This window comes from Mucilaginibacter paludis DSM 18603, assembly GCF_000166195.2.
GTDB classification, from domain to species: Bacteria; Bacteroidota; Bacteroidia; order Sphingobacteriales; family Sphingobacteriaceae; genus Mucilaginibacter; species Mucilaginibacter paludis.
This window is the reverse complement of sequence record NZ_CM001403.1, coordinates 2,567,760-2,581,550: the sequence shown is the minus strand read 5'-3', so window position 1 is coordinate 2,581,550 and position 13,791 is coordinate 2,567,760. Positions and strand designations below refer to the sequence as shown.

Annotated in this window: 12 protein-coding genes; 9 read left to right on the top strand and 3 right to left on the bottom strand. The window is 44.8% G+C overall.

Features of this window, described 5'->3' with window-relative positions:
- Positions 1-91: 91 nt before the first annotated feature.
- Entirely contained in the window at positions 92-598 is a 507-nt protein-coding gene (locus MUCPA_RS10760; protein ID WP_008506368.1) for an SMI1/KNR4 family protein, read from the bottom strand.
- 228 nt (positions 599-826) lie between these two features.
- Here MUCPA_RS10760 and MUCPA_RS10755 point away from each other — a divergent pair, with 228 nt between their 5' ends.
- From MUCPA_RS10755 to MUCPA_RS10715, 9 genes are all read left to right on the top strand, one after another.
- Complete coding sequence (locus MUCPA_RS10755; RefSeq protein WP_008506367.1) at positions 827-1,225, top strand: DUF2147 domain-containing protein; 399 nt, start codon at positions 827-829, stop codon at positions 1,223-1,225.
- 79 nt (positions 1,226-1,304) lie between these two features.
- Entirely contained in the window at positions 1,305-2,627 is a 1,323-nt protein-coding gene (locus tag MUCPA_RS10750) for a TolC family protein (RefSeq protein ID WP_008506366.1), read from the top strand.
- A gap of 24 nt (positions 2,628-2,651) precedes the next feature.
- Entirely contained in the window at positions 2,652-3,737 is a 1,086-nt protein-coding gene (locus tag MUCPA_RS10745) for an efflux RND transporter periplasmic adaptor subunit (RefSeq protein ID WP_008506365.1), read from the top strand.
- A gap of 2 nt (positions 3,738-3,739) precedes the next feature.
- Positions 3,740-4,981 carry an ABC transporter permease gene (locus MUCPA_RS10740; protein WP_008506363.1) on the top strand — a complete coding sequence of 414 codons (1,242 nt, stop codon included), beginning with the start codon at positions 3,740-3,742 and terminating at the stop codon, positions 4,979-4,981.
- 1 nt (position 4,982) lies between these two features.
- Entirely contained in the window at positions 4,983-5,660 is a 678-nt protein-coding gene (locus tag MUCPA_RS10735) for an ABC transporter ATP-binding protein (protein ID WP_008506361.1), read from the top strand.
- A 72-nt stretch (positions 5,661-5,732) separates the two neighbouring features.
- Entirely contained in the window at positions 5,733-6,746 is a 1,014-nt protein-coding gene (locus MUCPA_RS35970; RefSeq protein ID WP_008506359.1) for a sensor histidine kinase, read from the top strand.
- A complete protein-coding gene (locus MUCPA_RS10725; protein WP_008506358.1) occupies positions 6,743-7,510 on the top strand; it encodes a LytR/AlgR family response regulator transcription factor in 768 nt (255 codons plus the stop codon). Before MUCPA_RS35970 ends, MUCPA_RS10725 begins: the two co-directional genes overlap by 4 nt.
- 648 nt (positions 7,511-8,158) lie before the next feature.
- Positions 8,159-10,486, top strand: coding sequence for a TonB-dependent receptor (locus MUCPA_RS10720; RefSeq protein WP_008506355.1), 2,328 nt, complete (start codon positions 8,159-8,161; stop codon positions 10,484-10,486).
- Positions 10,487-10,497: 11 nt separating this feature from the next.
- Positions 10,498-11,298 (top strand): DUF4249 domain-containing protein, encoded by an 801-nt coding sequence (locus tag MUCPA_RS10715; RefSeq protein ID WP_008506354.1) that lies wholly within the window; start codon positions 10,498-10,500, stop codon positions 11,296-11,298.
- A gap of 360 nt (positions 11,299-11,658) precedes the next feature.
- Here MUCPA_RS10715 and MUCPA_RS10710 read toward each other — a convergent pair whose 3' ends face one another.
- Positions 11,659-13,092 (bottom strand): TolC family protein, encoded by a 1,434-nt coding sequence (locus MUCPA_RS10710; RefSeq protein ID WP_008506353.1) that lies wholly within the window; start codon positions 13,090-13,092, stop codon positions 11,659-11,661.
- A 12-nt stretch (positions 13,093-13,104) separates the two neighbouring features.
- A complete protein-coding gene (locus MUCPA_RS10705; RefSeq protein ID WP_008506352.1) occupies positions 13,105-13,782 on the bottom strand; it encodes an ABC transporter ATP-binding protein in 678 nt (225 codons plus the stop codon).
- Positions 13,783-13,791 lie beyond the last annotated feature (9 nt).

Below are 13,791 nucleotides of genomic sequence, written 5' to 3'. Positions count from 1 at the left end.
GCGATCATTAAGCGCAGAGATTTTGTATTATCATCTTCTGTTTGTTTAGCGTATTGGCGCCTTCCAAATAGAAGAAACAATAACCGGATATTTAAGATACCTCTTTCATCAAATCCAGCACCGATGTAAAGTAATCTTTTAAACTTCCATAACGCTTTTCACCTGGAATCCAGTTCGCAAATTTCCAGTACTGCCATTTACCATCAGATGAATCGGGAGGTATCAGTAAAAAGTATTGTTCATCATTAAGGCCGCCAACTACAATAGCCCTGTTTAATTGCTCGCCAATATGCATTAATGGTGCTTCATTCCAAATTTCAAGTAAAAATGAATCAATGTCTTTAAGATAACTAATCCGGTCTGCCGGTTCAAATGTTGGTTCCGTGGCGTCGTTCGGTGTAAAAAAGCCGTTGGTTATAAAAAGGAAGTTCTTATAATCACTTGGCAATTCAACACCTAATCTCCTTTCTGCCAATTGTATTTCTTCTTCGCGGGTTGGAAAACTTCCTAACCAACCAGAATTTCTTTGTTCATCAGAAAAGGTCGATCCATTTGATTGGATAGCAAATAAGGATATCTCCTGAAGTATGGTTTTCATGACGTAGATGATATGATTTGTTGCCAGTAGATGAAGGTACAAATTTGCCGGAAGTAGTTATAGCGATCAGGTCACCCTGGTTACGGCTATATTTCCATTCGGCTATTACTATAGGTAGCAAACAATCAATCCCCTTGTCCTCTTCCTTTTGTTTTTTGTCCGCTTGGCGAAGATAGGCAATTGTATTAAAGGGATGTTGCTCTAATTTTGAACCATCAAATCAACAAGATGAAGACGTTTTCAAAGCTAATAACTGCCACACTGCTCATATTATTAATGAGCCGGGGCTTGTTTGCCCAGTCGGTCAATAAGGCCGACGCCGTGCTGGGTATTTTTCAAAGCCCGGAGGGCGACCGGAAGATTGAAATTTATAAAGACAATGATCAATATGTTGGAAAACTGGTTGCCATTACCGCCGCTAACGGAAAAGCCAAAGTGGGGACGGTTGTATTAAAGGGCTTTACCTTTTCAAAAGGTACATGGCAGGGAAAAGTTTACCTGCCCGCGCGCAATTCGGAGTATCCGGCTACGCTCACACTTCCGGATGCCGCCACCTTAACCATCAAGGTAAAAGCCGGCTTTTTGAGTCAGAGTAAAAATTGGGCACGGGTTAAACCGTTGTATTAAATTCAGATCTTTTATTGAGGCGTCATAAATTTCGCTATCTTATCATCAAACCGCTCTCCTATCCCCGATCAAATTGAAGATGAAACCAAAAGTGTTTTTTTTAACCCTGTATATAGCTTGCCTGAGCCACTATGTTAGTGCGCAAACCATTGCCGATACGGTAAAAATCCGCTCGTTAAACGATGTTGTTGCTGCGGCTGTTCAGCGTAACCCTACTCAGGCAGTTTACCAGGAGCAAATCAGGCAGGCGCAATACAACTACAAAGCTTCCAAAGGATTTTATTATCCTAATGCCTCGGCCAGCTTTAATGGTACCGATAACCTGCACCTGGCCACTACGCCTGTTCCTGGTGAGTTGGTAGGGAAATCAGGCACTACCTATTACGCGCAATTTGGCAAAACGTACACGTATAATACGGGCGTCACGCTTTCGCAATCCATCCTCGACTGGACACTCATCCTGCAATCAAAAATCGCACGCGATAATATGCTGTTAACCCAGGCTCAGCAAAGCTCATACATGCAAAGCCTGAAGGAACAGGTAACCCGGCTTTATTTTACGGCTTTGATAGCTAAATCGGCCTTGGAGATTAACCAAGCAGACCAGGTACTGGCAGATAGCCTGGCCTTATTATCGCGCCAAAGGTTAAAGGAAGGCACTTCCGACCTGCTTGCTGCCAACCAGGCCGCCATCAATTACAACAACGTGCAGCAAAGCCAGGCACAGAGTCGCCAGCTTTACGACCAGAGTATCGAGAACCTGAAAATATTATTGGGCGAAAAATCGGCCTCGGAGTTAAGCTTAACCGAAAAGCTCAACCTCGATTCGCTTGCCGCCGCCGGGGCTACAGCTTTAGGTGCCGACAAAACATTGGCCGTTTATGAGCAGCAGGTAAACATAGCCGATATACAAAGCCGCTCGCAGCGCTCGGCCGCCTACCCCATTATTTCCGCTTCGGCGTATTTCGGCGGGCAGCAGTTCCGTAACGATTTTGGCTTATCTTTTGCCAATAACACCTGGAATGCCTACCGGTATTTGGGCTTAAACATCACTGTGCCCATATTTACAGGCCTTACCAATACCAACAAGTACCGGAGCGCTAAGGTGCAGAAAGATATTGCCCAGCTGCAATATGAAAATGCCCGCCAGCAAAGCCAGATTAACGACAGGCTGTTGCTGAAAAACTATACCGACTACCAGAAGATGGTAAAAAGCTCGGCTAATAGTTTTAAGCTGTATGGCGATAACCTGCGGCTTAACCAGCAAAAATACCATGAAGGGGTTACCGGCATGGATGTTTATTTAAAGGCTTTTCAGGATTACCTGACCGCCGAAAATAATTACCTCAATAATTTATCGCAGCTTTTATCTGCCAAATCAACCCTCTTATCCAGATTATAATATAGTTTTTTAGCACCCCTGAATATGAAATATCATCAACTTGTTTTTTTAACCTTGTTATTGGCCCTGGCCGGCTGCGGGCAAAAGAATGAAATTAAGCCCCAGCGCAAAGATATTGTGGATGCTGTTTTTGGCAGCGGACATATTGAAAACACCAATCAATATACCATAATGGCCAATGCCGAAGGCTTTGTGAGGGCCGCTTATGTGGCTGAAGGCGATACCGTTAAGGCCGGGCAATTGCTGTTCCGTTTATCTAACGAGGTACAGCAAACCCAGGTGGCCAACGCGGTTACCAATTTAAACTATGCCAAAGCCAATGCCCAGCAAGGCTCGCCGCAGATCACGCAATTGAAGATCCAGATTGCCCAGGCCAAACAAAAGCTGCTGGTTGATTCGGCCAATTACCAGCGCTACGCCCGTTTGGTTAAAACGCAGGCCGTATCAACCAGCGATTTTGAGAACTTCAGGCTTAATTATCAAAGTTCGCGTTCCAGCCTCAACGTATTGCAGAAAAACCTGGCCGACCTACAACGTAACTTAAATTTAAGCGTAGCCAATGCCGAAGCCCAGTATCGTATCCAGCATGAAAATAATCAATACTACTCGCTGAGCAGCACAGGGCCGGGTGTGGTTATGAATGTGAGTAAAAAAGTTGGCGATTATGTGCGCAAAGGCGATGCCATTGCCCTGCTGGGCATGGGTAATATTATTGTGAAACTGGATATTGCCGAAGATGATATTGGCCGCATTAAATTAGGGCAACGGGTATTAATAGCGCTGAATAGCGATAAGGATAAAACCTATGATGCCGGCATCACCAAAATTTATCCGGCGTTTAACAGTACCAGTCAATCCTTTATAGCCGAGGCAACCTTTAAGGCGGCGCCGCAAAATGTATTGAACGGAACCCAGTTACAGGCCAACATCATCATCGGGGAAAAGAAAAATGCCCTGGTGATTCCTTCTTACAGTTTGTTTAATGATGATTATGTGATGATAGGCAAACAAAAGCGCAAGGTGAGCGTAGGCATCCGCACCCTGGAGTGGACCGAAATAACCGCAGGCCTTAATGAGGGCGATGTGTTAACCTTGCCTAAGCAGCAATAGTTATGGGAGCAACTAATTTTAAAATTGCGCAGGTACATTTAACATCAAAGGTTAAGCAAACTATGGTGGCTTTGCTGGGGGTAACGTTTGGTATATCCATGTACATCTTCATGAATAGCTTTATGTCGGGCGTTAACGATACGCAAACCGTACTGGCATTTACCTCACTGGCCCACGTGCATATTTATAACGACGGCCCTGCGGATAATAGCAACCTGGTGAAAAAAGTGTACCCGGCAAACACCCTGGCCAACATCAGGGATGCCAAGGTAATACAATATGTTACCGGCATTAAAAACACAGCGGCTATAGTATCGCTTGTACGCAAACAGCCCGAAGTAACAGGCATCACACCGCAGGTTAACATCAATATTTTTTTCAGGAACGGCGGCAACAAGCTTAACGGCACCCTGTCCGGCGTTGATGTGGAAAACGAAAATAAACTGTTCAATATTTCAAGCTACATGACGGTAGGCCGCTGGGATAATTTAAAGTACCGCCCTGATGGCATTATCCTGGGTGCAGACCTGGCGAAGGAGCTGAGTGTAAACCTCGACGATAACATCAATATCCTGACATCAGACGGCGTGAGCCATAATTATAAACTGATAGGACTTTTTCAAACCAATGTGAAGCAGGTAGATAAATCAAAGGGCTATATCAATATATCGGCGGCAAGGCAATTGCTGGCCGAGAACCAGGAGTACGTAACCGACTTACAGATCAACGTACAAAACTATGAGGAAACAGGGCCGCTGGTGAGCCGGATAGCGCCGGTGGTGCCCTATAAGGTGGAGAGCTGGCAAACGTCGAACCAGCAGCTGGAGGCCGGGTCTAAATTGCGTAATATCATCGCGATGGCGGTTTCGCTCACTATTTTATTGGTGGCGGGGTTCGGCATCTACAACATCATGAACATGACCATCAACGAAAAGATCAAAGAGATAGCGATTTTAAAAGCCATGGGATTTTCGGGCAGCGATGTAACTCAAATATTTTTAACCCAGGCCGTAGTTATAGGCGTGTTGGGTGGCCTGGTAGGGATGATCCTGGGCTTCATTATTGCCAAAATTGTAAATCATATCCCTTTTAAAATCGCGGGCTTAAATACCCTGCCCATGACGTATCATATCAAAGACTATCTGATGGCCTTTATATTCGGGCTCATCACCACACTTATTGCCGGCTACCTGCCGGCCCGCAAGGCATCAAAAATTGATCCGGTTGAAATTATCAGGGGATAAAATGGAAAAGCAAATAGCATTAAAAGCAGAACATATCGTTAAATATTTTTACGAGCCTGAAAAATTCCAGGTGTTGAAAGATATTAGCTTCGAAGTAAAAAAAGGCGAGTTTTTAGCGCTCACCGGCAAATCAGGATCGGGAAAATCTACCTTGCTCTACGTACTGTCAACCATGGATACCAGTTACGAGGGTAGCCTGGCCATTAACGGAGAAACCTTAACCGGGCGCACGCAAAACCAGCTGGCGGCGTTCCGTAATGAGCATATCGGCTTTGTATTCCAGTTCCATTACCTGTTAACTGATTTTAAGGTGCTGGATAACGTGATGCTGCCTGCCTTAAAACTGAACAGAAAAAGCAAGCAGGAGATTGAAGAAAAGGCATACCAAAATTTAAAACTATTGGGATTGGAAGACCAGGCGCTTAAAATGGCCAGCAAATTATCCGGCGGGCAGCAGCAAAGGGTAGCCATTGCCCGCGCGTTGATTAACGATCCGTCGATCATTATGGGTGATGAGCCAACCGGCAACCTGGATTCAAAAAACACCCGGATTGTGTTCGATATATTTAAAGAGCTCACCCGCGAGCAGGGGCAAACCATTATAGCGGTAACGCACGATGAGGACTTTGCCAAAAACAGCGACCGGGTGATTGACATGAGCGACGGCCGGATTATTTAATTACGAATTGATATGGTTTTACGCGACTGTGATTTTTAAAAGGCTTCAGCAATTATCGTTTATATTTACCCGGTGAAAAAGTATAACCTGCAGGTAGGCATCCCCATATCATTACTCATTTCGGTAGTGGCTCTGTTGTTATGGCTAATCAAGTTCGAGTCGGCCAATGTTTGGCAATACCTTTTTCTTTTTTATTATTATTTTTCGTTTTCGCTTCTTTGCTGGATAGGCAATAACATGCTGGCCAACAATGCGCGGCTAAAAAAAACAAGGCATTATAAATGGCTCTTTTATTTAACCAGCATTATTTTGGGCGCCTTGTTTGCGTATCTGTACGATCATTTAAACTACATTATCCGCGGCCCGGGCTTTGTGGTGAACGAGATTGTGCAGGTAGATAGCCATAAGCGTATATTGCTGATTGTTTTCAGGGGGGCGCTGCTTAACTGGCTCAATGCTTTCCTGGTATTTCACCTGCACCAGATGAAAGAGAAGGAACAAAGCCAGCTGGAACTGGAGCATTTAAAGCAAGCGCACCTGCAAGCCAATTTATCGTCATTAAAAGAGCAGCTGAGCCCGCATTTTTTATTCAATACCTTTAACACCTTAGCTTCCCTCACCCATGAGCAAAATGTAAAAGATTATGTTGACGAGATGGCCAACGTATACCGGTATTTGCTGAGCCACCAAAAAAGCGATTGGGTTAGTCTGAAAGACGAACTTGCTTTTTGCGAATCATACCTGTACATTATTAAAACGCGGCTTAACAAAGCCATTGAGGTTGTTGTTGATGTGGGTGATACCGCCCTCCGCGCTAAAATACCTCCGCTAACCTTGCAGCTGCTCATTGAAAATGCCATTAAGCATAACATCACCGCGGCTTACAAACCCTTAAAGATCCATATCTGCACGGCTGATGGCCAGTTGATGGTGGTGAATAACCATCAGCCTAAAAGCTCGGTCGAGCCATCATCAGGCATCGGTTTAAACAATATTTCGCAACGTTACCAGCTCCTGTTTAACAGGGATATCACCATAGAGAATAAGGACGATCAATTTAAAGTGGCATTGCCTTTGGTACAATGAATGTGTTAGTTATAGAAGATGAAGCCATTTCGGCGCGGGAGCTATCCGGAATTATTTCGGCTGTTGAGCCTGGTGCAAACATCGTGGCCACACTTGAGTCGATAGAGCAAACCATCGCGTGGTTAAACCATAACCCACAACCCGATCTTATTTTCTCGGATATTCAACTGGCCGACGGGCTAAGCTTTGAGATCTACGAAAAAGTAAAAATCAACTGCCCCATTATTTTTTGTACCGCGTTTGACGAATACCTGATGAGTGCCTTTGATACCAATGCCATCAGTTACCTGCTCAAGCCCATTAACAAGGCGAAAGTGGAAAAGGCTTTTCAAAAGCTAAGCACGCTTCAGCAGGCCTTTAAGGCCGAAGGTGGCACACAAGGGATGGAGCGATTACTCAGCCAGGTTAAGCAGCCCTATAAACAGGTGCTACTGGTTAATCAGCGCGAAAAGATAATTCCGGTGCAGGTGAAAGACATCGTTTATTTTTGGCTGGAAAGTACCATAGTACAGGTATGCACCATTCAGCATCAAAAATACTTTATCACCCATAGTATGGACGAACTGGAAAAAACTATCGACCCGCAATTGTTTTACCGGGCCAACCGGCAGTTTTTGATTAACCGGCATACGGTAGCCAATGTGGAACGTTTTTTTTCGAGGAAACTGGCTGTTAAGCTGGTGATTGAAACACCTGAAACCGTTATGGTTAGTAAAACCAAGGCTGTTGATTTTTTGCAATGGCTTGAAGGGGGGAGGTATTGAGTGAGGGGTGGGGCCAAAAAGCGTCATTGGAAATTTATAATGGTGCGCTGTTAAGTTATTGATTGTCAATACTTAATTTTTCTACATTAGTCATCCTGACGCGAGGAGGAACCTTTTGTGCGCGATGAGTATGCAGCATATCGGGGCGTTGATTGTCAATCGCTTATTTTGCTCTAATATACAGTATTCTCGATTTAAAGCATCGGCCCGCTCAGTCGCCGCGGGAAGGGCTTTGTTCCTTTTTCTTGACAAAAAAGAACCAAAAAGTCAAGACTGCCCGATCCTTCCACCCGCGAGGCCAGCTCCCGGCCCGGCGTGCAGTCGGGGCCTTTGCCCGCTTTTTCTGCACCTAACAGTCTGCGAGGTGCAAAAAAATGTCATTTCGACGGTAGGAGAAATCTTTTGCGCGCGCAAGGTCATCAACGTGCTTTGAATGCCAGTTTGCTTAATTTACAGCATAGGCCCGCTCATCATCGCAGGGCTGTTAGTTATTCACATTGTGTTTGTGTTTCATGGTGTGAATTTAGTTGCTTCGCTACAAACAATCTTAACTCATTAATTAACTGTTATTAACAAAATATACCCCCGGTATTTAATATGTTTGCACAAACTGCCCAATTCCATATCAACGCAAAATAAAACTTATACATGTATAAATTCTTACTTCTCTTTTTGTTTTTAATTTCAGCACTAACCGGCTTTGGTCAAAAAAAATACACCATCAGCGGCACCATTCGCGATAAGGAAACCGGCGAACAATTGATCGGGGCCACCGTCAGGATTAAGGATGTGCCAGCATCAGCTACTGCCACCAACAACTATGGGTTTTACTCTTTCTCGGCCCCCGCTGGCGATTATACCCTAATTGTAACCTACATCGGTTACGAAACCCTGAGCCGCCAGATCTCCGTCCACCAGAATCAGGTTTTAAACATCGCCATATCCTATAAAAGTGATTTGAAAGAAGTGGTGATCAGTACCAACAAGCCTAATAATGATCAGGTACGGTCGCCGCAAATGGGCGTTGAAAAACTGAATATGGCCCAGATTAATAATGTGCCGGTGTTGATGGGGGAGAAGGATATTTTAAAAACCATTTCGCTGTTACCCGGCGTTAAATCGGCTGGCGAAGGTAATACCGGTTTTTATGTACGCGGTGGTGCTTCCGATCAAAACCTGATTCAGCTGGATGAAGCTACAGTGTACAATGCCTCGCATTTGTTCGGTTTCTTTTCTACCTTCAACTCCGATGCTATTAAGGATGTGAGCCTGTATAAAGGCGGCATGCCGGCCGAGTACGGAGGGCGTTTATCATCCGTTCTGGACATCAAGATGAACGATGGCAACAATCAAAAATTTACCGTTCAGGGTGGCCTTGGCCTCATCTCTTCGCGCATTAAGGTAGAAGGCCCGTTGGTGAAAGATAAAGGCTCATTTATGGTGAGCGCGCGCCGTACTTATATCGATTTCTTTTTAAAGGCCTCTTCCGATTCGGCCATCAAAGGGAGTACGCTCTATTTTTACGATCTCAACGCCAAAGCCAACTATCACTTTAACGACCGGAATGCTATTTACCTGTCGGGATACTTCGGGAAGGATGTTTTGGCTTTAAAAAATACCTTCGGCACCAACTGGGGAAACTCAACCGGCACCGTCAGGTTTAACCATTTGTTTAATGATCGCCTGTTCTCCAATACATCAATCGTGTTTAGCAATTACAACTACGTGGTACAGAGCTTTAGCAGCGATAATAACTTTAAAGCCACATCGCAAATTACGGATGTTAACCTGAAGGAGGATCTTCAATATGCAGTAGGGGGTGGCCACGCGCTTAAATTCGGCATCAATGTATTGCACCACACCATTGCTCCAGGCGATATTACAACCAGCCAGACATCAAGCTTTAACAGCAGGAGCGTAGAGCGGCGTTTCGGTTATGAAAATGCCGCTTATCTGAGCGACGAGTGGAAGCTCAGCGATCAGTTTACTGTACTTTACGGATTGCGTTTAAGCGGGATGTTTTTATTAGGCCCCGGCACTTTTAAAACTTATGATGCTGCCGGTAATACCTTAACCTCAAACACCTACGGCTCCGGCTCAATAGTGAAGAATTACTTTAACCTGGAGCCCCGTTTTTCTGCCAGTTATACCCTGAACGAGGAGAATTCCATCAAAGCTTCTTATAATCGCAATACGCAGAATATTCACCTGTTGAGCAACTCCACCAGTAGTAGCCCTACTGATTTGTATGTAATGAGCAGCAATAATATCAAGCCTGAGATAGCCGACCAGGTATCCACCGGTTACTTCAGAAACTTTAGCGAAAATACCTACGAATTTTCGGCAGAGGTTTATTACAAATGGCTGCAAAATCAAATTGACTATAAAGACGGTGCCCAGTTGATTGCCAACCAGGATGTGGAGTCGCAGTTAACCTTTGGCTCTGGCAGGGCATACGGACTGGAATTATTTTTAAAGAAGAAATACGGACGCTTTAACGGATGGGTAGGATACACCTTATCCAGAACGGAAAGAAAGTTTGCCGCCATTAATAACGGCAGCTATTACCCTGCCCGGCAAGATCGTACGCACGACCTCTCGGTAGTGGGCATCTACCAGCTTAACAAACGGTGGACGTTTTCCGGCTCGTTTATTTATGGAACCGGTAACGCCGTAACTTATCCAACAGGCAAGTATAACATCGGCGGCTTAACCACCTTCTCGTATTCGGAACGGAACGGTTATCGCCAGCCTGCAACCAACCGTTTGGATCTGGGTGCTACGCTTGAAGGAAAGGAACACAAAAGCTATCATTCCAGCTGGACATTCGGTATCTACAATGTGTATGGCTACCATAATCCGTACATCATCACCTTCCGCGATAGCAAAACAGTGCCTAATACTACCGAAGCGGTTGAAACCAGTATTTTTGGCACAGCCATCCCTTCTGTTACCTGGAACTTTAAATTTAATTGAATCAATTGAACATGAAATTATCAAAATTATATATCGTCTTTTTATTGGGCACGCTGCTTGCAACCTCGTGCAACCGGGTGATCGACCTGAAATTAGGCAACGATACCGGCAGGTTAGTGGTAGAAGGCAATATTACCAACATTAAGGGTACCCAAACGGTTAAGTTGAGCCAGAACGTATCGTTCGATAATACCAATACTTATCCGGCAGTATCGGGTGCCACGGTTACTATTAGCGACAACACCGGGAATAAATACACTTTAACCGAAGCTCCTGCCGGAACATATTCGGTAAGTCAGCTGGCCGGTATAGCTGGCAATGTTTACACCCTGAATATTTTAACAGGTGGTAAAACCTATACGGCTGCATCAACCATGCCTGCCTTAATCACTTTAGATTCCATCACCTCGAAAAATACCGTTATCAACAGCAGTAAAAATCGCAAACAGATCACGGTACATTACCAGGACCCACTTGGCGTAGTTAACCAGTACCGGTTTGTAATGTATGTAAACGGCGTGCAGGTAAAGAGCGTTTTTGCTTATAATGATAATTTTAATGATGGCAAATATGCCCATACTGATTTAAGGCAAACTGATATTGATATTTATCCGGGTGATACCGTGCAGGTTGAAATGCAGTGCATCGATAAAAACATATACACCTACTGGTATACACTGATGCAGCAACAGCCTAACGGCCCGGGCGGCGGCGTTACACCTACTGACCCACCCAGTAATATCACACCGGAAACACTGGGCTACTTTAGCGCGCATACTACGCAAACCTTAACTTTGGTTGTAAAGCCATAAGAAAGCCCCACTCAAACACCAATTGTTCGTAGACCCACGGAGCTGTTCGTAGACACCAGTTGTTCGTAGACTCTGTCTACGAACCTGTATGCCGGTAGTCTCTGACTACCGGCTAAATGACTTTAGGTTTGTTCTCCGTTCTACATATTCTTTCGAGCCAATTCAGTTTCATCATGCCGATGATCACATATTTGAGAATTAAGGTAAGCATTTTGATTGCCTGTTCTAAACCGTATGTACATCATTCGATCCTATGAAAAGGTTTTAACCGGTAGTCAGAGACTACCGGCATATGGGTTCGTAGACAGAGTCTACGAACAGCACGGTTTTTTTCCGGCTCTTCGGCTCCGTTACTAACAATTACAGCGATAGCCTGCCTTGGTAATAATCTAATATTTTCGACCGGATGAGGTAATCATACCGGGCGTTGATGAAGTTGGTTTTGGCACGGTCGAGGTTTCCTTTTACCACCAGGAAATCAACCGAGGTTAATGCGCCGGCGTTAAAACGCACTTCGGCTATCCTGAAAGATTCGGCAAAGGCATTTACCTGGTCGTTGAGCAGCTTAAAACGCTCAAACGCTGCGGACATGTTAGCGTAAGCCTGATCTACATTTTGCCTCAATTGTATCCGGGTGTTTTGCTCAATATATTGGGAATTGCGCAGATCAAGTTTAGCTAATGCAATCTTGTTTTTGTTTTGAAAGTAGTTTAAAATAGGGATGCTCAGGCCCAGGCTAACGGATGTGCCGTAGTTGTTTTTAAATTGATCGGCATAGCCGATGTTGGATGTATTGTAATTTTGCTGCACGGCGTAAACACTTTGCCTGCCGGTTGGCGTATTGATAAACGATTTGGTAGGCACAACAGATGAGTCGATAAAAGTGGAACGTGTTGCAGCGCTGGAGTAATTGGTACCTAAACTCCCGGATAAGGATAACGTAGGTAACGAAGCGCCCTTAGCAACCTGAACGCCTTTTTCGGCACTTTGGCGGCGCAGGGTAGCGGCCTTAACATAAGCCAGATCAGAAAGTGCTTTTTGATACACTTCGTCGGCAGTTGTTACATATACCGAGGGGAGTTGATCGCTCGCCTGGCGTTGCAACCTCACGTTTTTATGGTAGGGCACGTTCATCAGTTGCAGCAGGTTGATTTTGGCCAGGTCCAGCGTGTTTTTGGCATTGATCACGCTGAGCTGATCGGTAGCGTACTGGCCTTTCAGGTCGTACAGTTGCGATGGTGTAACCGCACCGTCTTTATCTAAAATTTGTAGCCGTAGTAGTTGTTGTTTGGATACGTCGGCCTGGGTATTAGCCTGGGTAAGTTGGTCCTCACTGTTTAAAACCTGCAGGTAAGCCGTAATCAGGTTTAGGGTCAGGTTATCTTTAGCCTGCTGAAAGTCCATTTTACCGGCCTGATAAGCCAGCGAGGTTTGGCGGATGCTGTTTTGTAACGTTAATCCGTTTGATAAAACCACACTGCTGTTGAGGCTGTAATTACCCGAGGTAATCTGCTGGTTTAAATAACCGTTGGTAAATGAGTTCAGGCTTCGGCCATCGCTCAGGCTGTGGGTAATATCCCCGTTAAGGGTCGGTAATAAATTTTCGCGCGCTTGCTGATAATTAATGCGGCTGGTTTCCATTTGTATCTCGCTTTGTTTTACCAGCAGGTTATTTTTAATGGCGATATCCAAACACTGCGGTAAGGTTAAAACACTATCCGCAGCCTGGCCAAATGTTGTTTTGATACCGGTGGTAAACAGCAATACAGGTAGTATATATTTAAAATAATTCATAATGATGTACAATTAAACCTGGCGCGACGAATCAATTTTACCATCGAGCAGGTTGATAACACGTGAGCCGAATTCAGCATTCTTTTCGGAGTGGGTAACCTGGATAATGGTTACGCCGTCTTCTTTGTTCAGCTTGCGGAAAAGTTCCATAATTTCCTCGCCTTGTTTGGAGTTCAGGTTGCCCGTTGGCTCATCGGCCAGTAATAATTTAGGTTTGGCAATCAGGGCACGGGCAATACCAACTAACTGCTGCTGCCCGCCCGAAAGCTGTGCCGGGAACAAGTCTTTTTTACCCACAATGTTAAAACGGTCCAGTATATCGGCAACCAGGGCCTTACGTTCGCCGCTTTTAACGTCCTGGTAAATTAAAGGGGTTTCAATGTTCTCGTAAACGGTTAACTCATCAATTAAATGGTAAGCCTGAAAAACAAAGCCGATGTTTGCTTTATACAGGGCTGCCCGCTGTTTTTCTTTAAGCTGATGCACAGCCTCGCCCATAAAATAATGATAGCCTTCGGATGGTGCGTCGAGCAAGCCGATCACGTTAAGCAATGTCGATTTTCCGGAACCTGACGGCCCCATGATAGAAACAAATTCTCCGCCATCAATCTCGAGGTCTATCTTATTGAGCACATAAGTTTTGGCACCGCCCACGTTGTAATATTTTGATATGTTTTTAAGTGATAGCATTTTTGTTGG

Coding starts and splice junctions, on each gene's coding strand:
- MUCPA_RS10760 (WP_008506368.1), bottom strand. CDS start 598: ATGAAAACCATACTTCAGGAGATATCCTTATTTGCTATCCAATCAAAT.
- MUCPA_RS10755 (WP_008506367.1), top strand. CDS start 827: ATGAAGACGTTTTCAAAGCTAATAACTGCCACACTGCTCATATTATTA.
- MUCPA_RS10750 (WP_008506366.1), top strand. CDS start 1,305: ATGAAACCAAAAGTGTTTTTTTTAACCCTGTATATAGCTTGCCTGAGC.
- MUCPA_RS10745 (WP_008506365.1), top strand. CDS start 2,652: ATGAAATATCATCAACTTGTTTTTTTAACCTTGTTATTGGCCCTGGCC.
- MUCPA_RS10740 (WP_008506363.1), top strand. CDS start 3,740: ATGGGAGCAACTAATTTTAAAATTGCGCAGGTACATTTAACATCAAAG.
- MUCPA_RS10735 (WP_008506361.1), top strand. CDS start 4,983: ATGGAAAAGCAAATAGCATTAAAAGCAGAACATATCGTTAAATATTTT.
- MUCPA_RS10725 (WP_008506358.1), top strand. CDS start 6,743: ATGAATGTGTTAGTTATAGAAGATGAAGCCATTTCGGCGCGGGAGCTA.
- MUCPA_RS10720 (WP_008506355.1), top strand. CDS start 8,159: ATGTATAAATTCTTACTTCTCTTTTTGTTTTTAATTTCAGCACTAACC.
- MUCPA_RS10715 (WP_008506354.1), top strand. CDS start 10,498: ATGAAATTATCAAAATTATATATCGTCTTTTTATTGGGCACGCTGCTT.
- MUCPA_RS10710 (WP_008506353.1), bottom strand. CDS start 13,092: ATGAATTATTTTAAATATATACTACCTGTATTGCTGTTTACCACCGGT.
- MUCPA_RS10705 (WP_008506352.1), bottom strand. CDS start 13,782: ATGCTATCACTTAAAAACATATCAAAATATTACAACGTGGGCGGTGCC.